The sequence below is a fragment of the Yersinia thracica genome, assembly GCF_902170565.1.
Lineage (GTDB): Bacteria > Pseudomonadota > Gammaproteobacteria > Enterobacterales > Enterobacteriaceae > Yersinia > Yersinia thracica.
This window is the reverse complement of sequence record NZ_CABHXX010000069.1, coordinates 89026-113701: the sequence shown is the minus strand read 5'-3', so window position 1 is coordinate 113701 and position 24676 is coordinate 89026. Positions and strand designations below refer to the sequence as shown.

The window sequence follows — 24676 nt, the reverse complement described above, 5'->3', positions numbered from 1 at the left end:
TCTAGCCCTTAATACCGTAATGGCGCAGCATAGCATCCAACTGCGGCTCACGGCCACGGAAGCGCTTGAACAGAGTCATTGGCTCTTCGGAACCGCCACGGGACAGAATATTGTCGAGGAATGACTGCCCAGTTGCTGCATTGAAAATCCCTTCTTCTTCAAAGCGCGAGAAAGCATCCGCCGAGAGCACTTCCGCCCACAAGTAGCTGTAATAACCCGCCGCATAGCCACCGGCAAAGATATGGCTAAAGGCATGTGGGAAGCGGCCCCAAGTTGGCGATGGCACCACCGCCACCTGTTTTTTCACTTCATACAGAACAGGCAAGATCTGCGCACCGGTCAGCGGATCAAACTCATAATGCATGCGGAAATCAAACAAGCCGAACTCCAGTTGGCGCAGGATAAACAGCGCCGCCTGATAATTTTTCGCCGCCAGCAGTTTATCCAGCATCTCTTGTGGCAATGGCTCGTGGGTTTCGTAATGGCCGGAAATAAACGCCAGCGCCTCCGGCTCCCAGCACCAGTTTTCCATAAACTGGCTTGGCAGCTCGACCGCATCCCACGGCACACCATTGATGCCGGAAACACCCGCGGTATCAATCTTGGTCAGCATATGGTGCAAACCATGGCCGAACTCATGGAACAAGGTGGTCACTTCATTATGAGTAAACAGCGCCGGTTTGCCGCCAACTGGCCCATTAAAGTTACAGGTCAGATAAGCGACCGGTTTTTGTAATTGACCATTTGCCAACCGCAGGCTGCCGACACAATCGTCCATCCAGGCTCCGCCGCGCTTGTGTTCACGGGCATATAAATCCAGATAGAAGCTGCCGCGCAGTTCGCCGCTGGCATCATAAAGTTCGAAGAAACGCACATCTGGATGCCAGGTGTCGACATCATGACGCTCTTTAGCGGTAATACCGTAAATGCGTTTCACCACTTCAAACAGCCCTTCTACCACCCGCTGTTCTGGGAAGTAAGGTCGCAATTGCTCGTCGCTGATAGAGAACAAATGCTGTTTTTGTTTCTCGGAGTAATAAGTGATATCCCACGCGGCTAACTCACTGACACCATAATGTTTTTCAGAAAAAGCACGTAACTGCGCCAGTTCTTCTTCCGCTTGTGGCCGCGCGCGTTTTGCCAAATCATTTAAGAAACCCAACACTTGCTGTGGGTTCTCGGCCATTTTGGTCGCCAGCGATTTATCCGCATAGCTGCTAAAGCCCAGCAATTGGGCCAATTCATGGCGCAAGGTCAGAATTTCGGCCATGATCTCGCTGTTATCCCATTTGCCCGCATTCGGCCCCTGATCAGAAGCACGGGTGGCAAAGGCGCGGTACATTTCTTCGCGCAGTTCAGCATTGTCGGCGTAAGTCAGCACCGGCAAGTAGCTCGGCATATCCAATGTCAGTAACCAGCCGTCCTGCTCTTTGGCTTCGGCCATAGCTTTGGCGGCGGCCAATGCACTTTCCGGCAAGCCTTTCAGTTGCTCGACATCAGTAATCAGCTTGCTCCAGCCCATGGTGGCATCGAGCACGTTATTGCTGTAAGTCGAGCCCAACTCAGACAAGCGGGCCACAATTTCGCCATAACGTTTTTGTTGTTCTGGTTCCAGACCAATGCCGGATAACTGGAAATCACGCAGCGCGTTTTCTACCGCTTTGCGCTGTGGCGCACTTAAAACAGCAAATCCCGGCCCTTCTTTCAAGCTGACATAGGCCTGATACAAACCTTTGTGCTGCCCGACCCAAGTGCCGTATTCCGACAGCAGCGGCAAGCTTTGTTCATAAGCCGCGCGCAATTCCGGGCTGTTTTTGACTGAATTTAAATGCCCAACAGGCGACCAAATGCGCGATAAGCGGTCATCGGACTCCGCCAATGGTTGGCACAGATTTTCCCAAGTGAAAGGGCCTGGCTGGGCGACGACCCGCTCCACCGCTTGACGGCATTCATCCAGAGCGGATTTCACCGCAGGCACGATATCTTCAGGGCGAATAGCAGAAAATGGCGGCAGGGAGAACGGGGTCAACAGCGGATTTGTCATAGGGTTGTCCTGATTATTTTTTTGAATATCGACGCCAGAAGCAGTCCAGCGGCGAATAATAAATTATGTATGAATCTATGTGTGAACAAACAACATGAGGTCTGCCAGCATGAAAATCAATGGCTGGCGGCTTAACTGCCATGATTATATTCATTGTGGCGGGGGAGGTATTCATCACAGATTAATGCTTTTCACTTTTTATCCACCAGACAGTTTATACTAGTTGCCATAATGTGTTGGCTGCGGTTTCTGACGGCGATGCTTTGTCGCATCCACTGAGAAAGGCCGCAAGAAACACTGCCGCAATGTGCTAAATATCAATTGGTTAAAATAAAATGCTCAGTTACCGCCATAGTTTTCACGCTGGCAACCATGCCGACGTTCTTAAACATACTGTTCAAAGTCTGATTATTGAGTCTTTGAAAGAAAAAGAAAAACCGTTCCTTTACCTGGATACCCACGCCGGTGCCGGTCGCTATCAATTAAGCGGCGAGCATGCTGAACGCACGGGTGAATACCTGGAAGGTATCGGCCAACTGTGGCAACGCGAAGACTTACCCGCTGATTTAGCCCCTTATATGAGTGCAATCAATTACTTTAACCGTGGTGAGAAATTGCGTTATTACCCCGGCTCACCGTTGATTGCCCGCCATTTACTGCGTGAATATGACAAAATCCATCTGACTGAGCTGCACCCGAGTGATTACCCGCTGTTGCGCAATGAATTTGCCAAAGATGAGCGCGCTAAAGTCCAGCGAGCTGATGGTTATCAGCAGCTTAAATCACAGTTGCCGCCGCAATCACGCCGTGGTTTGATTCTTATCGATCCTCCGTATGAAATGAAAACTGATTATCAGGATGTGGTGAAAGGTATTCAGGAAGGTTATAAACGCTTCGCAACGGGCACTTATGCATTATGGTATCCGGTGGTTTTACGCCAGCAAGTCAAACGGTTATTGCGGGATCTGGAAGCCACGGGCATCCGCCGTATTCTGCAAATTGAATTGGCCGTTCGCCCAGACAGTGATCAACACGGCATGACCGCCTCTGGCATGATTGTGATTAACCCGCCATGGAAACTGGAACAGCAAATGAACACGCTACTGCCGTGGCTGCACCAAGCATTGGTGCCGTCTGGCCATGGCCATACGCTGGTGAAATGGGTAGTGCCGGAATAAGCTGCCTATCAGAGCCATTGATGCATAAAGCTTTATCAAGCGCTACACTGATAGGCAATTTTTTAAACGAATTGGAAACGATACTGATGACCAAACATTACGACTATCTGGCAATTGGCGGTGGCAGTGGCGGGATCGCGTCCATCAACCGGGCAGCCATGTATGGCAAGAAATGTGCGCTAATTGAAGCTAAACAGCTCGGTGGCACCTGTGTCAACGTTGGTTGTGTGCCGAAGAAAGTGATGTGGCATGCAGCACAAATTGCGGAAGCAATTAAATTGTATGGCCCGGATTACGGCTTCGATACCACAGTGAATCATTTCGATTGGAAAACGCTGATTGCCAATCGTACTGCTTACATCGATCGTATCCATCAGTCTTATGACCGTGGTTTAAGTAATAATAAAGTTGATGTTATTCATGGGTTTGCGCGTTTTATTGATGCGCATACTGTGGAAGTAAACGGTGAGAAGATTACTGCCGATCATATTCTGATCGCCACCGGCGGCCGCCCAAGTCACCCGGATATTCCAGGGGCTGAGTATGGTATCGATTCCGATGGTTTCTTCGAATTGGACGAGATGCCAAAACGGGTTGCTGTAGTGGGTGCCGGTTATATCGCGGTAGAAATCGCGGGCGTTCTCAATGGGTTAGGCACAGAAACGCATTTATTTGTGCGCAAGCACGCTCCACTGCGTACTTTTGATCCCTTGATTGTCGAAACCCTACTGGAAGTGATGAACACCGAAGGGCCGAAACTGCATACCGAGGCAGTACCGAAAGCGGTTATCAAAAATGCGGATGGTAGCCTGACACTGCAACTGGAAAACGGCACTGAAGTGACTGTCGACCATCTAATTTGGGCCATTGGCCGTGAACCGGCAACTGATAACCTGAATCTGGCCGCCAGCGGTGTCAAAACCAATGAAAAAGGCTATATCGAGGTTGATAAGTTCCAGAATACTAACGTTAAAGGTATCTACGCCGTCGGCGATAATACCGGTGCCGTTGAGCTAACCCCGGTAGCGGTTGCTGCCGGTCGCCGTTTGTCCGAGCGCCTGTTCAATAACAAGCCGGACGAGCATCTGGATTACAGCAATATTCCGACCGTGGTGTTCAGCCACCCGCCAATCGGGACTATTGGCCTGACTGAGCCGCAAGCGCGTGAGAAGTTTGGCGACGACCAAGTGAAAGTGTACAAATCGTCCTTCACCGCGATGTACAGCGCCGTCACTCAGCACCGCCAGCCATGCAGGATGAAACTGGTGTGCGCAGGGCCGGAAGAGAAGATTGTCGGCATCCATGGAATTGGCTTTGGTATGGATGAAATCCTGCAAGGGTTCGCGGTCGCCGTGAAGATGGGCGCAACCAAGAAAGATTTCGACAATACGGTCGCTATCCACCCAACCGCCGCTGAAGAATTTGTTACTATGCGCTAAGGTTAATTTGCGCTAAGGTTTTTTAATAAACCTTTAAAGGCTATAAACCGCAGGGTTTGTAGCCTTTTTTATTGCCTTGAATATTATCCTCAAGAATATTTTTGACTTTCGCGCTGACGGCGAACACTACCGCAGTGATGATAATTGAGCACACATAAGATGCCGGGATCGCCATGACCATACTAGAATCCCGGCCAATACCCACAGCAGCATAACCGCAGGCGAGGTTGTGATAGACGTCGACTCTGCTATTATCAACAAATTAGTCGCCATTTTATGTCAAATTCTTTAGCATAATCATCTGCATAAAGCATGGATTAACAGACTCAAGGAGAATTATGCCAAACGCACCGCGAGACAACCCAGCACCGCTGACTGCTGGAATTGAAACGGGCAAAAAAGCAATTTCCTTTATGACGCGGCTCACTGACCGTGTGAAAGCTTACCCCCCTGTTGCCCATATTATCCGCGCCACAGACCGCTTCAATGACCGGCTGGGCAGCCAGTTTGGCGCTGCCATTACTTATTTTTCATTTTTATCCCTGATTCCTATTTTGATGGTTTCTTTTGCCGCTGTGGGTTTTGTGCTCGCCTCTAACCCCGACTTATTGGCTGAATTAATTAACAAAATTGTGAATACCATCAGTGACCCGAGTCTGGCAGCCACCCTCAAAAACACGGTAAATACCGCTATTCAGCAGCGCACTACCGTCGGGCTAACCGGTTTGGCGATTGCGCTTTATTCCGGTATCAGTTGGATGGGGAATCTGCGCGAAGCCATTCGTGCCCAGTCGCGGGACGTCTGGGAGCGCAATCCACAGGATCAGGAAAAATTCTATTACCGCTACGCCCGTGATTTTATTTCACTCACTGGCTTAGTTATCGCGCTGATTATTACTCTTTCGCTGACCTCTATCGCCGGGGCGGCGCAATCCGCGATTGTTAATGCATTAGGATTAGGGGGGATTGAGTGGTTGCGGCCGGTGATGACACTGATTGCCTTATCCATCTCTATCGCTGCTAACTATCTATTATTTTTATGGATATTCTGGATTCTGCCACGCCATAAGCCGAAGAAAAAAGCGCTATTGCGGGGCACCTTGATTGCGGCAATTGGCTTTGAAATCATCAAGTTCATCATGACCATGATGTTGCCGCGCCTTGCCAGCTCCCCCTCAGGGGCGGCCTTTGGTTCAGTGATTGGCTTAATGGCCTTTTTCTACTTTTTCGCTCGCCTGACTTTATTTTGCGCCGCCTGGATTGCCACCGCCCGCTATGCCGAAGACGGCACTTTGTCTCAAGATGCAAACAATAAGGCCCCACAATAGCCGGTATCTTCCTGTTTAAGGTCATTACCCCATAATGATAAATAAGCATTATTGGGTTTGCCCGTTCCACGGATATCTCACTACACTGGCGACTCATCATGGAAAGTGAAGGGAAGCCCATGTTTCGTTATCTAAAAAAGCCGTGGTTTTTGCTGATATTGCTGGTCATTATTTTGCTGGGCATTGGCTATAAATTGCGCTTTAGCAATGCGGAAGCGCTGTGGAAAATTGTGAGCCAGCAATGTGTCCCCCATATGGAAGCGGAGCATAATCCGCAACCTTGTGCAGAAGTTGATACCCCCGCCGGGTTCGTGGTGTACAAAGATATGCACGGGCCATTACAGTATTTGTTGATGCCGACGGCAAAAGTCAGCGGCATAGAAAGCCCGCAGCTATTAGCCACCAGCAGCCCCAACTATTTCTTTGATGCCTGGCAAGTTCGCCACTTTATGGCGGATAAATACGGCGCCCCCATTGATGATGCGGATATTTCGCTAACCATCAATTCAAAATATGGTCGCAGTCAGGATCATTTACATATTCATATTTCTTGCCTAAAACCAGCAGTCAAAACCGCTTTGGCGGCACGGGAAGCCGATTTTCGCCAACAATGGCAGCCTCTGCCCGGCGGTTTATTGGGGCATGATTATCTGGTGCGGCGGACGACGGCGGCAGAATTACAGCAAACAGGGGCATTTCGCTTGTTAGCGAATGAAGTGCCGGGCGCGAAAGATGAAATGGGCCGTTATGGTCTCGCCATGACAGCATTGCCCGATGGGCAATTTTTATTGCTCGCCAGTAAAGCCGGGCTGATAAACCTGAATAGGGCATCGGTGGAGGAGCTGCAAGATCACAGTTGCCAACTGCTGCCCCAACCACCGACACATTAACGCGCTATTTCTTTTGTTTCATTTTTTGCAGTAATGGCGTGCACTGATTTTCTTCAGCTTCACTGGGGGAAATCAGTGCCAGTAATGCCGCGGCAGGAGTGAGAGCCACACCTAACACCGCAGCAACCGCGCCACGGGCCAACAAAGGCCCGGCTTTGACTCCCGCATCCGGCTGTTTAAATGTGCCTTTCACATACAGCGGAGAGCGCAGGGTTAAAATTCGTAGCCCTTTGCTTTCCGGATCAATGGATAAATCCAGCCGCTCGGTAGCAAAATTGATATTTCCGCTAATGTTGATAATGGCATTCTCAGTATCAATCACAAACAGCCGTGGCGTCGCCAAACCATTGCGTAACTGAACATCAGCCACCGCGCAGTTAATTTTAACCTCATCGTCACCAAACAGCTTCGCCACCAAATAGTTACCGACATTCAGGCCGAGTAACTCCATCAAGCTGCGGCTGATTAACCCCTGATTGAGTAACAAGCGCAGATGACCATTACTGGTTGCCAACAGAGCTGCAACCGAGTTGCCGCTGGCGGTAAATGATGCATCGCCATTCAATTGCCCCAAGCTGTTGCGCATCGCCTGCACCTGCGGCAATAGCTCTTTTAGCTGCAAACGGCGGGCATGTAAATCAACCTTACCCTGCATAGGGTTTTTATTGCCATTCAGCCGCAGAGTAGCATTGAGATTCCCCCCCGCCATGCCAAATCGCAGCGGGTCGAGCAGCAACTCACCATTATTGAGCACCACGTGCGTCGACAGGTCGGTTAATGGCGATGATTTATCCCGATCGATACGTTTAGCTGCATAGGTGACATCAGCATCCATCACGCCCCAGCTTTTAGTATCAAATTTTTCAGTCGGCAATACCTTATTACTGGGTTGTCGGCTGCGCTCACCGCGATTGGCTTTTTCCTGATTGGAATCCGCCCCGATCAAAGGCGATAAGTCAGCAAAACGTAATTTTTCCGATGACATGTTGCCGGTTAATTTGGGCCGCGGCTGGCTGGCGGTATAGGCCAGGTTGCCATGAATATCACTGTCGCCAATTTTACCGTTAAAGTTTTCGTAGCGATAAACCGCCCCACCGGCCTGCTTGAGACTCGCGATTAAGCGGCCATCAGTGTTGTAAGGGGGGGTTGCCGGCAATAACACGCCCAGTAGCGGATAGAGATTATCCAAACTGGCGCCGGATAATTTCAATTGCAGATCCAACCCCGCCAAATTTCCGGGGTCCGTCAATGTGCCCGCCACCGCCACTCGGGTCGTGCCAGAGCGGACATCCGCCTGCAAAGGGAAGGGGGTGCTGGCGTCATTCATCGACAACATGCCGCCAATTTTGCCACTGCCGGTTAAAGGCTGGCCCTGATACTGACCGTCAATTTTCCAGCCAAAGATAAAATCAGCCGCATTATTCTCTGCCTTTTCAGCCGGTTGCTTATCTTTTTTCTCATTACGTGCGCCGCTCACTTCAGCAAACGGCAATGGCTTACCCAGCGGATCAATCACCGCCTGCAAGTCGGCTTTCAGCACCGCATCTTTCAGGTTTATCTGGCCGCGATCAAAGACAATATCATCAATATTAACCGACCAATCAGACGCGGCGCTCTTATCATCCGCAGCGCTATTCGCCAGATTAAATGTCCAGTTATTCTCGCCATTCGCCAGCCGCAGCAAGTGGGCATCCGGCTGGGTCAGCCAGATACGCGGTATCCAAACCTCTTTCGCCAGTAATGCCAACGGCGCAATGCTGGCATCGACCCGTTTTAAAGTGACCATTTCCCCGGCAGGTAATGCGGTGGATTCCGCTTTGCCTGCAGCGGAATTGGCCTTATCCACGGTTTTATCACCGACTAAATTTGGCGGATTACCCAGCACCAAATCTTCAGCATGAATATTTGGCCACGGCACCCAACCGCGCCAGCCCGGCTCATCACTTTTACGTGACCAGTCCACCCCGAGATTGCCACGAATAGCGAAAGGCCGCTGCAATTCAGCCGAGACTTTTTCATTAATAGTTGGCTTTAGGCGATTCCAGTCGAAAGTCATCATAAACACGATGACAGCGGCCAGCAGCAGCACAATACCCCCGCCAATGCCCGTCAGCACTTTTCCGGTTTTGGTCATAACAGCTCCATGCCAATACTCACTATCTTAAATTAAAAAACCACTTTAACCATAGTCGAGAATGGCGCAGGAAGGCGGGTTAGAGGAGGGGAATGGGCATTTATTAACCCTAAAGATTAGCCACAGAACAGCATTGGGAGGGACTGTAAACGGTCAAATGACGTCGGTCGGGAGAGATAATAACCTTGCGCGGCAACGGCATCAGACTGCTGCACCATCGCCCATTCTTGTGAGGTTTCCACCCCTTCAACAATCACCCCTTTGCTATAGCTGCCCATCAAGGTCACCAGTTTGAAAAACAGCTGATTCCCGACATCACTTTCTTGCAACACGATAAACAAGTCTCGGGCAACTTTGATGTACTCATAGCGCCAACTAATGAATGAGGTGAAATTCGCTAGCCCGCTACCAAAATCATCCAGCCATAACCGGTCTGCTTCGGCAATACGTGCAAAGGGGGTATCAAGAGAGGTGTCGACATGCTCCAGCAATTCAAAACGAATGTAAGGCATAGCATCGATTAGCACCTTAGCCTGCTGGTCATCCTGCATGGCCATTAGCGCCTGACCATCAATATTGATTGAGACCAACACCGAGTGATGCACAAATATCTCATGCCACTGCTTAACCATACTCAACTGCTCGAGCACCACATCCAAACGGGCGCGGATACTAATGGCACTAAAATAATCTTCCGGATTCAAGCGGGTGTCCGGTGATGAGGGATGAAAAACCGCCGTAAGCAACTCGATAGCCAGCAGCGCACCAGAGGTACGATAGATAGGTTGAAAAGTATACCGACGCTGACATTGCCGCCAGAAGCTTTGTCCTTTATTTCGATCAATGGCGGCAAAGGATGGCGCAAGTAAACCTGATATTTTATTGGTCATCATCAGTTTAGTCGCCATATTTTAGGGCACCAAACAGCTACGGCGATGGGGATTGCCGACAACTGGGGACACCCGGTGATAAACGGTTTTTCTTCTGAAGATGTTATCGACTCAGGCGACCAGAACTTTATATAGCAGCATGATAGATTATTCCTCCTAAGCAGGCTGGTGCAGCACATTTAAGCCATCTATAGTTGTTAATCAATGCCATAGAACTTAATGGAGATGAATATGCCTTACGTCAATATTAAAATTACGCGCGAAGGGGCGACGGCGGCGCAGAAAAAACAGCTGATCGCCGGTGTCACCCAGCTATTAGTCGACACTTTGGGTAAAAATCCGGCCACGACCGTAGTCGTGATTGATGAAGTCGATACCGATAACTGGGGGATTGGCGGCCACAGTGTGACCGACCTGCGAAAGTCATCCTAATTGTTTTTAGAATAATGGTTTTCAGGATCATAACTGTGTGCAAAATAGCGGGAAACTTATCAGTTTCCCGACTTACATCATAAAAAATTTAAAACATCGTTTTAATACTATTGACTCCGACTAAGCCAGCAGTGAGACTAACCTCATCTCCATTATTGACTCACAGGCCAGCTTTCCATGACCAGCAAAAATATTGCCGTTATCGGCGAATGCATGATTGAACTGTCACAAAAAGGTTCCGACCTCAGCCGGGGCTTTGGCGGCGACACGCTGAATACTGCGGTGTATGTTGCCCGTCAGGTGTCCAAACAGAGCTTGAATGTACATTACGTCACGGCGCTGGGGACTGACAGTTTCAGTAACGAGATGCTGACCGCCTGGCAGCAAGAGAACATCGACACCTCTCTCATTCAGCGTCTGGATAATAAATTGCCGGGGCTGTATGTCATTGAAACGGATAGCACCGGTGAGCGCACTTTCTATTATTGGCGTAATGATGCCGCCGCACGTTTTTGGCTGACCAGCCCACAGGCGGATGAGATCTGCCAACGCCTTGAAAAATTTGATTATCTGTATCTCAGCGGCATCAGCCTGGCGATCCTCGACAGTGCTTCTCGCCAGCGTTTGCTGACATTGCTGCGCGCCTGCCGTGCTAACGGGGGCAAAGTTATCTTTGATAACAATTACCGCCCTCGCCTGTGGCAGAGCAAAGAAGAGACACAAGAAGCCTATCGCGACATGTTGGCCTGCACGGATATCGCCTTCCTGACATTGGACGATGAAGATATGCTGTGGGGCGAGACGCCACTAGAGCAAGTGATTGAGCGCACTCAAGATTTAGGTGTCAGTGAGATTATTATCAAACGCGGCGCGGACTCCTGCATCGTCTGGGTGAAAGAGGGCTTTGAAGCCCACCAGTATGATGTTCCGGCGGTTAAACTGCCGAAAGAGAAAGTGGTCGATACCACAGCGGCCGGGGATTCGTTCAGTGCCGGTTATCTGGCGGTTCGCCTGACCGGTGGCAGTGCGCATGACGCAGCCGTGCGAGGGCACTTAACCGCCAGCACCGTGATTCAATATCGTGGCGCAATCATTCCTCTGGCGGCAATGCCAGCGGTGTGATTGATAATATTTATCGCCAGAAATCAGAATGAAGGGGAAGCGTGCCGTTGGGGTCGTAGTCGCGTAAGCGACCGGAGCGCCCCTAGGTGCGGTAACCCCTTCGGTTACTGAAGCCCGAACACAATGTCCGGGCTTATTCATAACGACGCAATATTTTGCTTATTGCGCTGTTGTGGGTATCGCGGGCGCGGCTTCAGCAGCACCAGCTGCGGCAGGTGCTGCATCTTCTGGCACCACGGTATGTGGCGTCATAATTGCGTTATACGCATCCTGCAATGCTTTCACATTCACTTCCGGCTCGCCTTTTGGCTGCGTCAGAATCAGCGTGGTGTCTTGCGATAATTGCTGCTTCAATTCCTGATTCAGTACCGTCAAAGTCAGACCTGACAAGAAAGCCTGTCGTAGCTTCTGATACTGCTCCGGGGCGATATCCACCACACCACTTTGCTGTGAACGCAGCCGTTGGCTCATCAGAATATCCGTATCTGTGCGAGCATAAGTGGCAAACAACTTACTGAGCTGATCGTTTTTCTGCACCATTAAAGCATCAAATTCTGCCTGACTCAGGCCATTGGCGCGTAAGTTCGCCAGTTCGCGCGCAATAAAATTCATGCCCGCGGTCAGGTTTTCAGCTGGCGTATTCAAATGAATGGCACATTGAGCGCGCTGATATTGCACCCGGCAATCAAAGCCCAATTTCAGGTTCTTTTGATCACTTTTTTCCAGCACTTGCTGAATATGCCAGAACAATGCCTCACGGGCTAAATCACTGCGCCAGTAACGGCTTAACGCAATAGAATCCTGGATCGGATGCCAAGGGGTATCCCACATCAGTGATAATGTGTCTTGCGTCGCCTGCTCATTCATCAAGCTCACCGGCTCTGGCGGCAGCGGCGCTAACATCGCAACAGGTGCTGGCGTCGCCCGCTTTCCTTTCAACTCAGAGAATGTTTTGCCGATTTGGGCGGCAATACTGCGGCTATCGACATTCCCCACGACATACAATGTCATGGCATCCGGGGTATACCATTGCTGATAAAACTGTTTTAGCTTCTCAATATCTACCGGTTTTGCCACTGGCTGACCGGGATCATGCCCCATCAGAGAAGAGCCTTTTAGCCGATAACGCCACCAAGGTTCCTGAATATTTTGCGGGAACGTAGCAATAGGATCGGTAGCACTATTCAACGCCGCGTTGACGGTCTGTTCACTGATAGCTAGCTTGCCACTGGTATCGGATAACCACGCCAAAGCTTCTTTCAGCAAATCAGGGCGGTTATTGGGCAAGCTCAAGCTATATAAGGTGAAATCATAAGATGTAATAGCCGGTGGCAACGGACGATCTTTATCGACCCCTTGTTGCCATAGCGACTGAAGTTGGGCAGGAGTAAAACTCGCGCTACTCATTAATGCCAGGCGCGGTAACAAATGGGCAAAGCCAATTTGCGGCGCACTCTCAGCTAATGAGCCTGTATTAACTACCAGACGTAACTCGACCCGGTCGCTAGGGCGCTGTGGCGTTGCCAACAACTGCCATGAAAACCCGTTTTCTAATTTCCCCTGCTGCCAGGCAGGATCGGGTTGTAGTGCTTCAGCCTGCACATTACTACTGGCGGCAGCCAGCAATAACCCACCAACTATGAGACGAATTCTGGTGCCCTGCATGTGAACCCCTACTTAATAAACTATCCAATGTTAAAACGATGCAACGTCATGTCATTCATGTCAGCCATCTGTGCTTTCACGCCAACCGCCAATGAGTAACATACCGGCGTCATACAATAGGGTAATCATGGAAACATGAATAAATAAGTCCAGCTTTCAAACACGCATCGTTATGCCGTCATTATTGGGCGAAAAATCAACGGTTATCACTCGCGTAAAAACTGGAACTGGGAGTGTACCATTCTGTTAGACCGCGTGCTTTTGCCGATGTCACTCATCAGAGTAAAAAATAGTATCTAAATGGTAATTTACACAAGAAAGACTATCGAGGGGCATAATTAAGAGGTGCTACCGGTGACGATTCGCCACCGGTAGTTTTTCGAGTATAGAGAGTTAGCAGGGTATTAAGACGGAGAAATGCTGTTCTTTATCTCATTATTCGGTAAGGTTTTGTTTGATAACACCGCTTGCAGTTGGTCGTTATCCAATTGGTTGCACCACTTCGCTACCACGATAGTTGCAACCCCATTACCCACCAGATTGGTCAGCGCACGGGCTTCAGACATAAAGCGGTCGATACCCAGAATCAGCGCCAAACCTGCTAATGGTAAATGCCCAACCGCAGAAATGGTGGCGGCCAAGACAATAAAGCCACTGCCCGTGACCCCAGCCGCGCCTTTTGAGGAGAGCAACAACACCACCAGTAAGGTAACCTGATGGATAACATCCATTTGGGTATTGGTTGCCTGAGCAATAAATACCGCCGCCATGGTCAAGTAAATAGAGGTGCCGTCTAGGTTAAACGAGTAACCGGTCGGAATAACCAAGCCCACCACGGACTTCTTACACCCGGCTTTCTCCATCTTATCCAGCATGCGCGGTAGCACAGACTCCGAGGAGGATGTCCCAAGCACGATCAGCAATTCTTCTTTTATGTAGCGGATGAATTTGAAGATATTAAAACCATTGAATTTCGCAATGGACCCCAGCACGACCACCACAAACAACACGCAGGTAATATAGAAGCAGATAATGAGCTGGCCCAGTTGCACCAAGCTACCCACGCCATATTTACCGATGGTAAAGGCCATGGCCCCGAAAGCCCCGAGAGGTGCCAGGCGCATGATCATATTGATGATGCCGAAGATAACGCGGGAGAAACTCTCGATAACATTAAAGATAATCTGACCTTTTTCACCCAGGCGATGCAGGGCAAAACCGAACAGCACAGCAAACAGCAGGACTTGCAGAATATTGCCGCTGGCAAAAGCGCCGACTACGCTGCCGGGAATGATATCCAGCAAGAATGGCACAATCCCTTGCTGCGAAGCTTGTTCAGCATAAAGTGCAACCGCCTTTGCATCCAGTGTCGCCGGGTCGATATTCATACCAGCACCGGGTTGCACCACGTTAACAATCACCAAACCAATCAGTAGCGCAATGGTACTGACAATCTCAAAATAGAGCAGCGCAATGGCACCAGTGCGGCCCACGGCTTTCATACTTTCCATCCCCGCGATACCGGTCACAACAGTACAAAAAATCACGGGTGCGATAATCATTTTAATTAGTTTAACAAATCCATCACCCAGAGGTTTCATCTGAGCACCGAGTTCCGGGTAGAAATGCCCCAGTAACACGCCCAAAGTAATCGCCGTTAACACCTGAAAATAAAGACTTTTAAATACTGAAGCTTTCATAACTATGTCCTTTTGGAGTAATACACGGCAGCCTGTCGCTTTGCTCTCTGTGATAATTGAGTGACACTTCTTTTTTATCCGTGCTTGCGCGGAAAATAACACCCTCATAACAATATGGAAATTATTAGTTGCACTGGATTGCACCCTAAATGCGAAATTAAGAACTGAAACGCTTCAAGCGGCAGCAACAACCGGAATACTGTCATATCAACCAGACAATTAACCCAAAATGATTAGCAATGAGAAAGGATAAAAAAGAAGCAATTTACGGCTGTGGGGTATACAAAGAATGAATGATTTTTGAGCAGAATATTGAGTAGGCGATAGCCCCCTTTTGGGTGAAGCAAGGGGGCGGTTTAGCACGACGATGAAAACCCGTGGGTAAAAGCGCCGGGCAAGCAAGCCCTGGGAAGCCGCTGCTCGGCACTTTTTACCAACAGCGGCCCCAGCACGGGCCACTGTCGGGACTATTTACGGCCGTTCGGTTGTAGCTTCTCGCCCACATTGAGCAAGAACAGTTCATTATCACGAGTTGAAATTCGCGCCGAACCATCGTTCATTCTATAAGCCCCCTCAGTAAAGCCCGCACCATTCAGGAAAGGTGCCACTGCCTGGGGTTTATTGCGCAATGATGCTTCCAGAGCCAGCAGAGCGTAAGGTTCTATGGCATCAACATCGGCATATTGGCGGTCAGGAGAAGCCATGAAGAAGCCGTCGATATAACGCGTTTTAATGATGTTATCGCCGATTTTCTCTGCCAGTAGCCGATAATCTGCGACCTGGCTGGCCTGGTAAAGATCCAACAAAGCAAACAAAGCGTAAGGATCACTGTTGGTGGTATCCATTTTCACTTTGACATCTTTCCCCGGCGCAGTACCGATATCGCCCAGTCCTTGGTCATTAGCAATACCACGGGCAACTTTCCACAGTAATGGATCATTGTCGATAGCATAAGCACGCGCATAAGAAATCAGAAATTCATTACCTGCTTTGTATGGTTTGATCACCGTGCCTTTTTTACCGTAATAACCATCACGCGGGAGGGTGTAATTTGATAAATCCTGCCCGTTGGCCATCATCGGGCGGAAGGTATTGTCTTGATCATTATAGGCATATTGAGCAAATGCTTTCAGACCATCCACCGTCCACTTCAATAAATCCTGGCCCTGAGGCCCCAAATCTTTGCCCAACTGCAACTGCATCAAGGCATTTTCAGAATAAAGGGTGCTGGTGCGCCCTTTGAGCATCATATTGCCTTCCAATGCTGCCGGGCCGAACTCCGGCCCAAATTGGCGCTGAGCGCGATCGCCAAATTTGGAATGGGTATCGGCATCATCCGTTGGCTCTTCGCGTTTCAGAGCTTGAGTAAACTGATAAACACCAAGGCCCGTTTTGGCATCACGCGGCAAAACATACTGATCGGCCAAGCGCTTAGCCCAAACCAATGCGCCGGGTTCTTGTTGGTGTTTGTAGAGTAAGGACGCAGAATAAATCAGGTCATTGCCCGCATTGAGGAAACTCAGCCCTTTGGTAGCAAAGAAAGGTGGCTGCTGCTCAAATTTGCTTTCCCACAGTGCGCCCATCGATTTGCCATATTCACCGTGGCGGCTAGTTTCAAGAATGCGCCAATCATAAACATGGGCATTCCAAAAGCCGCGAATAAACCGCGCTGTTGCATCACTGTCGACGTTAAACATCAGATCATAATAGGGATAAGCATTTTTCAGCTCGTGCACCATCTCTTTTTCGCTTGGCCCTTCCGGTTGAAGAGTTTTCAGATCAACAAACCGGTGGCCGCCCCAATACAGCAAGCCACTTGGGTCTTGATAATTCTGGAAGTGATAGCGAACAATATCTTCAGCGCGCTTCTGATAGCGGGGATCTCCACTCAGCTGGCTCAACCCACTCATCACGCGCATGAGATTTTGTTGTGCTGAGAAATTTGATAATACTGCCCGGCGGCCATCAGGGAATATCCATTCCAGTTGCTGTCCGGTGCGGGGGTCAACACCATCCGCCAATAGCGGGCTTGGTTTATCACCGTGATAAGTATCGGATGCCTTATTTAACACATTATCGACATACTGTTTTACCACCGTCAGGCGATCGGTATCCGCGGCCTGTCCGGCAGGAATATACAGCGTGGCTAGCGCTGCCATACTCAAAAATAACGCTCTTTTTTTCATGACTTCGTTACCTGTCAAAAATCGTTATAGCGAGGTGTGACCCCAAAGGTCAGAATGTAATGACTTCAGTAATAGATCAGAAACTGTATTTGACGCCTACGCGATAACGAGTTTGGCGTTCATCGGTATTTTTACTGCCAGAGACATTACCAATAGCCATATAAGGGGACCAGTTCTTATCCCACTTATACGTCAATTTGAAATCATGGGTCCAATCGTAATTTTCGTTATCCGCTAGAATGACACCGGCTTTATTCGCTTGTTTGTAATCCAGCTCGTAGTCTAATTGGAATTCTTTGTTGATTTTATAACTGAGAACACTCGTCAGGTTATAACCATTTTCAGTCGTGTCTTTTTTTGTATTAATATTGGCGCTGGTGCGCTTGTAATAAGGGCGATAACGTAATGATATAGAGAGATCATCCACGATATTTGCCTTGCCACGTAAATAAGGGCGATAACTGTTAGCGCTCGAGCTTGAATCTAATGAGAAGCCCGGTTCGATGGAGAATGTTTTATCAATTTTATACACATAGCTGGCAACCACTTCAGTGCCATTACTCACGCCTTCATGGAATGGCTTATCCTTGTCACTGGCGCTTTTCCACTTGCCTTCCAGAGATAACCCGAAGCCATTAGCAAAGCGGTGCGACATTAATAAGCGGTCTTTGTGATTATTACCACTTTGATCTTGTGTTTCATGACGATAGTCAATAGTGACGGCCATTGCGCTGGTGCTGATAAGTGATGCCACTGCCAGAGATAGTAATTTAAATTTCATTACAGTTACCTTATTTTAATAAATAACATTAATTATTATGATAAATATAGATCTCACTTATGAAACATCATTCTATTTATTTTGATACTAAGTTCCGAGATCTATGACTGATAGTTCGAAATTAATAAAATTGATATCCATTTATGTGATTTGGTTCAAAGTAAATAGTTTTAACTAATGCAATGGCACTGTAAGTTTTTTGTTATATCGTAGGTGTAGTAAGGGATTAAGGCTATTTCGGAGGGATTTTCTTTCGAATTAAATAGTCTTGACGTGATGGTGAATTATATTGTATAGCTATTCAAATAAGACAAAAAAATATCGGCCAACTATTTTCTTCACGGTATTATTAATAATGATAGCTAACATAGATCTGACATCACTGGGCCGCAAAATATCAGCCATTGCCGTTACAGCAAGTCAGCAAACGAATGTGTCCCGATGAGTCTATTTATTTTAAGGTCAACGGGCAGTCAGTGATTCGGGTAAGTGAGAGAAGCTAACACCGCTGTAGCGTCAAGGGCGCAGGGTAAAGCGGGCTTCAAACTCCTCGCGGGATAACGGCTCCGAAAATAAAAAGCCCTGACCACAGCGAATACCCTGTTTTAACAACCATTGCCGCTGCTCGTCCGTCTCGACACCTTCAGCCATGACTCGGAGTTTCAGCACGTCGGAGATGGTGCTAATAATTCGCGCCATCGCATCATCTTCTGGCAAATGCTTCACAAAGCTTTTATCCAGTTTAATGATATTGATCGGCAAGCTTTTCAGGTGGTTGAGATATTGTAAGCTTGAATACCCGGTACCGAAATCATCCAGGGCGATAGACAAGCCAAGCCCTTGTAACTCGCGCAATAACATGAGCGCTTTGTCGAGATTCTGAATACGCGCAGTCTCTGTAATCTCCAGCACCAATAGGTGTGGGTCAATGTTATAGCGGCTAATAATGGTTTGCAGGTGCGTCAGGATGCTCTCACATTGAATTTGTAAGCCGGAAATATTGACCGCCAGTGACAAGGTGATTCCTTGTGCTTTCCAGTCAGCCAGAATGCGGCAAGCTTCCTCGAGCACCCAATGACCCAGCGGCATCATCGCGCCATTTTCTTCTGCGTTCGCGATAAACTCTGAAGGTAGACGATAGCTGCCATCCGCCTGCCGCCAGCGTAGCAATGCTTCAGCACCAATAATCTGCGGCTCTTCCATATCCCATTGCGGCTGTAAAAACAGGACAAAATCACGATTCTTAATCGCCCGCAAAATGTCATTTTCCTGCGCCAAGGGTTTCGGGGTTTTATCTGGCAAAGGTAATTCAGTCGCCAGCGGACAGCTCAGACCCGCATAAGCCTCAGCTAACAATTGCTGATTGCGATTGTAATTGTAAACTAACATACCCAGTTCATCATCCTGATGATGAGCAGGCAAAGTCAGTTGGTGATTCAGTACCCCTTGCTGACCAATCTGTTCCAGCTCTTTGGCGACCGCGCGCAGTGGGTGAATAATCAGGCGATTAATACACCAGGCGAGAGATACCGAGAGTACTAATGCCAGCAGCAAATAAGTCGAGAGCATCGCCGACAAGGTGCTGAGGATAAACTGATACATGCGAAATGAGTCGGCCCGTAACACCAAATGCGCCAATGGCTGTGGATTGGCGGATACCCGCTCCAGAGAATATAACGGCACCGTTACCTGCACCGGCAGGGAAAAAATGCGTTTAGCCCAGCGGGGTACGGGCCTTTCCGTGGGGAAGTTTGCGTGTAATACTTGAATTTGATTAGGTAAAATCACATCGGCACGGCTAAGAATGCCAATGGGCAGTAAATTATTGAGGATATTTTTGGCTTGGGGGATATCGACACTCAAGATTGCCGCAGACAGCGGTTGGCGAACTGAATAGGCGATACTCTCCAACTGCGTGGCGTAATCGTCCTTGCGCTGCTGCACAAAGTGGAATAGCTGAATGACGATAAAAATACAGATGGTGACCAGGGCAACAACTGCCACCGCCGCCATTTGCTTAATCGTTAACGAACGCCTTACCCGCAAACTCACTCCCACCCATTCCGACTGAATAAAATAAAATGGTTGCCACAGTGATGCGGCGACTCATTGATGCTATCCGAGTATACTCGATCGCCCTGAAATTTTATCTTATGAAACCATAACCGGTTGGGAAGAATACCGTGGGTTTCAGTCTTTTCCTATCAGGAAAGCCACTTCAAAGTGTTATTTATCACTGTAAAGTTGCTTTTTATGTAAAGAAGCACGACTGGCTGTCACTTAAAGTCGGAGTAAGGCACTAACGGCTGAGGCGGCATATCCAAGTCACCTTGCCACCCCGCCATAGAGTAGCGCAGGTAAATCAGCGCATGGCTTGGGGTATAATCTTTGGCTTGCTGGATATCCACTCCAGCCCCCAGTGTCCAGTGCGAACTCAGGCGGCGCTCAATCAAAGCTCGCAAGGTGTAACCCACGCCATTGCTGCTGTCACCATAATCGGGATCACCGCGATCGGGGATAGGCTGAAGGCTATTGTTGAGCAGATTTTGCAGTGGATAACGCGCCCGATCATGGGTCGCGGAGTGTGAAACAGACAGCGACCCACCCAACTCCCACGACCAGTTATCTGTCCGCTCCCGATAGTTTACCGGGATAGCCAGTGACAGATACTTTTGCGGGCTGTAATACCCGCCCTGACCCAACGTGTAGCCACTGAGGTCTTTTTGGTAATGCCACCACATGCCATTCAAACCGACGGTCAGACGGCGGTTATCTTCATTGATTAGCTTGTAGTAATAGCCGGTCATAAAGCGCAGCCGCTGGTTATCGGCCACATTTTTCCCGGTAAGATAATGATAACTCAAGTCACTCCAGACCCCATTAGCCTCACCCTGGTCATAACTGGCTCCCAAGCTGACACCACTGGCGCGCACGCCCCCCCAAGTAATATTAGTATTGGGGTCTTTGCTGCCGGCAAAAGCTAATAATGAGTTGGATATCGGCCGCCGCGAAGCCGTTGCCGTCCAGCCAATATGGTTCCAGCTGTTGCTGTACGCCAAACCACCCACCACATCGACCACCTCAAAACCCATCGGCGTGGTGCCAATATCCGTGGCCCAACTGTCATTTTGCCACCCCACCGCGACACTGGTGCCGGTGGCCCGTTGATGTAAATTCGCCTGACAAGGAATCTCAGTTCTGTAGCAAGTGCCTGCTTTGTAACGGGTATTTTTGTCAAAGGTGCCAGCGTCCATATGCACAGTGTCGGTGCGGAAGAACATCCGACCATCAGCCAGCGAAGTATCCACTTGCAGCATGGTGTTGAACGCGCTGAGATCTGAAATCCCTTCAGTGCCACTTGAGTGCAGATAGTCTTGATCCAATGTAACGCGGGTATCCTGCTGACGATACAAATCCGCAGCATCGGCACGAATCCCGCGTTTGAGCCAATCATCCGTGGCTTGATTACGAGTCAGTAAAGTATAACTGTCATTATCTGCCGGAAGCTTAGGCGCTATGCCGCTGGCCACCATCGCCTGCTTGAAATCATCCTGAGCGGCGGCCGGTTGCCCCTGTAATTGCGCTAAATGGGCCGAGTCACGGAAGACTAAAGCCGTATCTTGTGATGGCGCGCCTTTAGCCGCTAGGTTTTTTTTAGCCGCCAATAGTTTTAACTGCTGGAAAATATCTGCCGCTTTTTGTGGCTCGCCCACGCCGCGCCAGGCATTGGCGACCCGCCGCTGAGTATTTAAGCTGGCCCCGTCGCCCGTCAGTGGCTCAGTTTGTAAATGCTGACGCGCCTCACTGAGGCGGCCCTCGGCGATATACGCCTCTATCTCACCCAGACGCGCATCAGGATTTCGCGGTTCACGCGCCAGGACATGCTGATAATCCGTCAGCGCTACGCTGTAGTCGCCGCGCTCCAGCGCCCAATCTGCCAATGTCAGGTCAATTTGCGTATTAGCGGGTTGCTGGCGCAAGGCGGTGATGGCCCCCGCTTCATCGCCACTTGCCCGCAATTGACGCGCCAAGGTCAGCACTTGACCCAATTTCAAGCGCTGGTCTAATTCACGAATATTATCATTCCATTGCGCCGTGGGCAGTGTGGTTAAATGCGCCAATGCCTGACTATCCCGCCCGGTGCTGGAAAGGTAAAGTGCATAGGCATAGACCTGTTCAGGGTCGCCCGGTTTACGGCTGGCCAGTTGGCGGAATTGTGCATCTGCTTGCGCCGTCTGGCCCTCTTGCGCCATTGCTTGTGCCAGCCGGTAAGTTATCCATACATCGTCCGGCGCTCTCTGTTGCGCCTGCCGATATTTCTCTGCCGCCTGCTGCCACTGCTGCTGTGCCGCCAAGGTTTCGGCTTGCTGTTTCAGACTCTCTAATTGCAAGCTATCTAATGTGTCGCGCATTTTGGCTTGTTGGCTGCGTGGCAAATTATTCAGGTAATCCAGTGCTTTTTGCGGGGATTCCCGCTGATAAATATTAGCAAGCCCGCGCACCGCGCTGCTGTTGCTTGGATCGAGACGCAATGCCTGCTGATAATGCTGCTCGGCACTTTTATCATCATGACGGGCCACGGCCACATCACCCAAACCAATTAATGCATAACTGTCGCTGCCGTCGATTTGCCGCGCTTGTTGATATTTTTGCTGTGCCAGCGCGGTGTCACCGGCTTTCAGCGCCTTATCACCGGCATCATTCAGCAGCCAGTAACGGTTGGTTTTGATCAAACTGGCCCATTTATCACTTTTCAGGCCGTCTTTATCCGATTTTTGCGCCTGTTCAAACAACCGCAATGCTTGCGCGCGGGAGCCACCACGGGCATACGCCAGGCCCAGTGCGCCCAGAATTTCCGGGTCATTGGGTGAGGCGGCCAATGCTTGTTTCAATGCTGGGATGGCGCCCACCCCTGCGCCACTGCCGACTTTTTCCAGCCCGCTTAACCGCGCCTGATAGGCCGGATCGGCCAGCGTAACCTGCTGATTAGCTAATTCTTTACGAGCAATATCCACTTGAGGGCCGGTGGAAAAAACGTCAAGAAAATGGGTCAATGCAGCAACACTTTGCGGGCTGACGGTCATCGCTTTGATGGTGTCCATCCACACATCAGCGGCATCTGAAGCCCCGGTAGGGTCTGCGGCCACTTTTTCCAACATGGCGTAGCCAAGCTCGGCCTTTTGTTGGCCGAAATACATACGCGCCAGCGCCATGCGCAGGGCAACATTGCCGGGATATTGTTGGTCCAGAGAGGCGAGTTTCTGGGTCGCCAGAGCTTCCTGACCGGGTAATCGCGCCACCAGCCGCCAATACTCGACCGCCAGATCCAGTGTCGGTGGATTGCCTTGCAGCAATTGATCATATTTAACTTTAGCTTCAGCAACCCGCCCCGCCGTTGCCAGTAGGCGGGCCTCCTGCAATTGCTGACGAACTTCAGGTTTTGTCATGGCCAACATCAATTTAGCGCGGCGATACACTTCAGTGTCGGGTGCCAATTGTTGCAACTTATCCAACTGTTTTTGTGCTTCGGCCAGATTCCCTTGCCGTAGCGCCTGGCGAATTCCTGCCGCGATAACATCCGGATTATTCGGGTCCATCATGTTTAGGCGATACAGAGATTGCTTCACCAATTCGTCTTTATTGGTCGCCTCCCCCAATCGTACCTGCTCGAGTAAAAATTGGGTCGGCGACACAGTTTCAGCCCCCTGCGCCATACCGACAAAGGCTTGAGGCAATAACGCCAAGCTTAATAGCCAGTTTATTTTAATGTTGCGCATTGACTGTTCCATGAAAGCTGAAGTTCCCCCTGACGATTAAAGCTATAGCGATGTTGTGCCCATCCCTGACCAAACAATGTCAGCACCGCGCTGTAGTAGGCATCAGCGCCCGGAGGTGAATCTTGCACACGTTTTTGTTGCTTGCTAAACACCTGCTGATTAAATGGCGCGGGGTTGCTGGCTAAAAACGGTAATAATGCTGCCGAAAATCCGACCGGCCCATCGCCACTGGTTTTGCCAGTGAGGGAATCGGTTTTCTCCGGTGGCATGCCCTGTTGCTGGGTGACCTCCGCCATTGGCTGGAAGCGCTGGATGAGTGCGGCTTTTTGCGGGCTATCATCGGGCAACATTCCGGCCCACAGATAACTGCGAATCGCGTCATAGCTGCCGAGATTCGGCTGGGTTTCATCCGGCTGCCAGCCTTTATCCTTTTGCCACACCACCCAATCAGGGCTGAAACCATGAGGGGCCGTTTCCACCCACAACCGCTGATTGACATCAACCATCTCTTTCCACGGCCCCGCCAGAGAAGCAAAACGCACCAGCAATTGTGGCGGCAAATAGCTCGGGTTGAGCCGCCAGCGGTCTTCATTACTAAAGCCAATTTTGCCCGGCAATAACATTTCACCGAGGCCCGGAATATTCACCACTTCTTCTTTGGCAATGCGTTGCAGCAACAAGGTGCCCATGGTCTGATAACGGCGGATATCCCACAACCGCCCGGCCTCTAACAAGCTGTAAGCAATCCATAAATCAGCATCCGAAGCTGAGTTTGGGTCCAAAATATCCCAGTTACGGTCATTGCGTTGCCCCCATAACCAGGCAGGCAGGCGGGCGGTTAAATCCCCCGCTGATAAGTTGTTTTCTGTCCAACTTAATAGCCGGTCAAATGTCTCCCGATCGTCGGCTACCAGAGCAAAAAACAAGCCGTAACTCTGCCCTTCGGAAGTGGTTATTTGCCTCGGGTTACTGGGGTCGATAACTCGCCCACCCTCACTGATATAGTTTTGTTTGAACTGCTGCCATGCGGGCCAATCACACGCTGCTGCCGTACCAAAACTGGCCAGCAGCAGCAGGATGCATACCAGCCGTTTAAACATGACGACCATC

Annotated in this window: 17 protein-coding genes; 6 read left to right on the top strand and 11 right to left on the bottom strand. The window is 49.8% G+C overall.

What is annotated here, in order from left to right; genetic code table 11:
• Window position 1 precedes the first annotated feature (1 nt).
• Window positions 2–2044, bottom strand: a complete 2043-nt coding sequence (prlC, locus tag FTA91_RS08575) for an oligopeptidase A (RefSeq protein ID WP_050112101.1) — start codon at window positions 2042–2044, stop codon at window positions 2–4.
• 335 nt (window positions 2045–2379) lie between these two features.
• On the opposite strand from prlC, the gene FTA91_RS08570 reads away from it, so the two are divergent.
• On the top strand, window positions 2380–3222 hold the full coding sequence (locus tag FTA91_RS08570; RefSeq protein ID WP_145536024.1) for a 23S rRNA (adenine(2030)-N(6))-methyltransferase RlmJ: 843 nt from the start codon (window positions 2380–2382) through the stop codon (window positions 3220–3222).
• 86 nt (window positions 3223–3308) lie between these two features.
• A complete protein-coding gene (gene gorA, locus FTA91_RS08565; protein WP_145583184.1) occupies window positions 3309–4661 on the top strand; it encodes a glutathione-disulfide reductase in 1353 nt (450 codons plus the stop codon).
• A 40-nt stretch (window positions 4662–4701) separates the two neighbouring features.
• On the opposite strand, the gene FTA91_RS20065 is transcribed toward gorA, so the two are convergent.
• Window positions 4702–4842, bottom strand: coding sequence for a hypothetical protein (locus tag FTA91_RS20065; protein WP_155407201.1), 141 nt, complete (start codon window positions 4840–4842; stop codon window positions 4702–4704).
• A 157-nt stretch (window positions 4843–4999) separates the two neighbouring features.
• Between FTA91_RS20065 and yhjD the strand changes: the two genes are divergently transcribed.
• Together yhjD and FTA91_RS08555 are read left to right on the top strand one after the other, a co-directional pair.
• The gene (gene yhjD, locus FTA91_RS08560) at window positions 5000–5989 is read left to right on the top strand and encodes an inner membrane protein YhjD (RefSeq protein ID WP_050112104.1); all 990 of its coding nucleotides are present in this window, start codon (window positions 5000–5002) and stop codon (window positions 5987–5989) included.
• Between the two features lie 119 nt (window positions 5990–6108).
• Window positions 6109–6879, top strand: coding sequence for a CDP-diacylglycerol diphosphatase (locus FTA91_RS08555; protein ID WP_145583182.1), 771 nt, complete (start codon window positions 6109–6111; stop codon window positions 6877–6879).
• 4 nt (window positions 6880–6883) lie between these two features.
• On the opposite strand, the gene FTA91_RS08550 is transcribed toward FTA91_RS08555, so the two are convergent.
• Both FTA91_RS08550 and pdeH read right to left on the bottom strand, forming a co-directional pair.
• Window positions 6884–9013, bottom strand: a complete 2130-nt coding sequence (locus FTA91_RS08550) for an AsmA family protein (protein WP_050112106.1) — start codon at window positions 9011–9013, stop codon at window positions 6884–6886.
• A gap of 116 nt (window positions 9014–9129) precedes the next feature.
• Window positions 9130–9921, bottom strand: coding sequence for a cyclic-guanylate-specific phosphodiesterase (gene pdeH / locus FTA91_RS08545; RefSeq protein ID WP_050112107.1), 792 nt, complete (start codon window positions 9919–9921; stop codon window positions 9130–9132).
• 213 nt (window positions 9922–10134) lie between these two features.
• Here pdeH and FTA91_RS08540 point away from each other — a divergent pair, with 213 nt between their 5' ends.
• Window positions 10135–10335, top strand: a complete 201-nt coding sequence (locus FTA91_RS08540; protein WP_050112108.1) for a 2-hydroxymuconate tautomerase family protein — start codon at window positions 10135–10137, stop codon at window positions 10333–10335.
• Window positions 10336–10512: 177 nt separating this feature from the next.
• Window positions 10513–11457 carry a 2-dehydro-3-deoxygluconokinase gene (kdgK, locus tag FTA91_RS08535; RefSeq protein WP_050112109.1) on the top strand — a complete coding sequence of 315 codons (945 nt, stop codon included), beginning with the start codon at window positions 10513–10515 and terminating at the stop codon, window positions 11455–11457.
• A 159-nt stretch (window positions 11458–11616) separates the two neighbouring features.
• On the opposite strand, the gene FTA91_RS08525 is transcribed toward kdgK, so the two are convergent.
• The 7 genes from FTA91_RS08525 to bcsZ form a co-directional block, all read right to left on the bottom strand.
• Window positions 11617–13122 carry a M16 family metallopeptidase gene (locus FTA91_RS08525; protein ID WP_050112110.1) on the bottom strand — a complete coding sequence of 502 codons (1506 nt, stop codon included), beginning with the start codon at window positions 13120–13122 and terminating at the stop codon, window positions 11617–11619.
• Between the two features lie 404 nt (window positions 13123–13526).
• Entirely contained in the window at window positions 13527–14822 is a 1296-nt protein-coding gene (locus FTA91_RS08520; protein ID WP_050112111.1) for a dicarboxylate/amino acid:cation symporter, read from the bottom strand.
• 467 nt (window positions 14823–15289) lie between these two features.
• On the bottom strand, window positions 15290–17008 hold the full coding sequence (locus FTA91_RS08515) for a pectate lyase (protein ID WP_050112112.1): 1719 nt from the start codon (window positions 17006–17008) through the stop codon (window positions 15290–15292).
• A 76-nt stretch (window positions 17009–17084) separates the two neighbouring features.
• Window positions 17085–17789: an oligogalacturonate-specific porin KdgM family protein gene (locus tag FTA91_RS08510; RefSeq protein WP_050112113.1), complete on the bottom strand. Its 705-nt coding sequence runs from the start codon at window positions 17787–17789 to the stop codon at window positions 17085–17087.
• A gap of 516 nt (window positions 17790–18305) precedes the next feature.
• Window positions 18306–19835 (bottom strand): EAL domain-containing protein, encoded by a 1530-nt coding sequence (locus FTA91_RS08505; protein ID WP_072082411.1) that lies wholly within the window; start codon window positions 19833–19835, stop codon window positions 18306–18308.
• A 230-nt stretch (window positions 19836–20065) separates the two neighbouring features.
• The gene (bcsC, locus tag FTA91_RS08500) at window positions 20066–23566 is read right to left on the bottom strand and encodes a cellulose synthase complex outer membrane protein BcsC (protein ID WP_145583180.1); all 3501 of its coding nucleotides are present in this window, start codon (window positions 23564–23566) and stop codon (window positions 20066–20068) included.
• A complete protein-coding gene (gene bcsZ, locus FTA91_RS08495; RefSeq protein WP_050112461.1) occupies window positions 23548–24675 on the bottom strand; it encodes a cellulose synthase complex periplasmic endoglucanase BcsZ in 1128 nt (375 codons plus the stop codon). The genes bcsC and bcsZ overlap by 19 nt, the downstream gene beginning before the upstream one ends.
• Between the last annotated feature and the right edge of the window lies 1 nt (window position 24676).

Coding starts and splice junctions, on each gene's coding strand:
- prlC (WP_050112101.1), bottom strand. CDS start 2,044: ATGACAAATCCGCTGTTGACCCCGTTCTCCCTGCCGCCATTTTCTGCT.
- FTA91_RS08570 (WP_145536024.1), top strand. CDS start 2,380: ATGCTCAGTTACCGCCATAGTTTTCACGCTGGCAACCATGCCGACGTT.
- gorA (WP_145583184.1), top strand. CDS start 3,309: ATGACCAAACATTACGACTATCTGGCAATTGGCGGTGGCAGTGGCGGG.
- FTA91_RS20065 (WP_155407201.1), bottom strand. CDS start 4,842: ATGGTCATGGCGATCCCGGCATCTTATGTGTGCTCAATTATCATCACT.
- yhjD (WP_050112104.1), top strand. CDS start 5,000: ATGCCAAACGCACCGCGAGACAACCCAGCACCGCTGACTGCTGGAATT.
- FTA91_RS08555 (WP_145583182.1), top strand. CDS start 6,109: ATGTTTCGTTATCTAAAAAAGCCGTGGTTTTTGCTGATATTGCTGGTC.
- FTA91_RS08550 (WP_050112106.1), bottom strand. CDS start 9,013: ATGACCAAAACCGGAAAAGTGCTGACGGGCATTGGCGGGGGTATTGTG.
- pdeH (WP_050112107.1), bottom strand. CDS start 9,921: ATGGCGACTAAACTGATGATGACCAATAAAATATCAGGTTTACTTGCG.
- FTA91_RS08540 (WP_050112108.1), top strand. CDS start 10,135: ATGCCTTACGTCAATATTAAAATTACGCGCGAAGGGGCGACGGCGGCG.
- kdgK (WP_050112109.1), top strand. CDS start 10,513: ATGACCAGCAAAAATATTGCCGTTATCGGCGAATGCATGATTGAACTG.
- FTA91_RS08525 (WP_050112110.1), bottom strand. CDS start 13,122: ATGCAGGGCACCAGAATTCGTCTCATAGTTGGTGGGTTATTGCTGGCT.
- FTA91_RS08520 (WP_050112111.1), bottom strand. CDS start 14,822: ATGAAAGCTTCAGTATTTAAAAGTCTTTATTTTCAGGTGTTAACGGCG.
- FTA91_RS08515 (WP_050112112.1), bottom strand. CDS start 17,008: ATGAAAAAAAGAGCGTTATTTTTGAGTATGGCAGCGCTAGCCACGCTG.
- FTA91_RS08510 (WP_050112113.1), bottom strand. CDS start 17,789: ATGAAATTTAAATTACTATCTCTGGCAGTGGCATCACTTATCAGCACC.
- bcsC (WP_145583180.1), bottom strand. CDS start 23,566: ATGCGCAACATTAAAATAAACTGGCTATTAAGCTTGGCGTTATTGCCT.
- bcsZ (WP_050112461.1), bottom strand. CDS start 24,675: ATGGTCGTCATGTTTAAACGGCTGGTATGCATCCTGCTGCTGCTGGCC.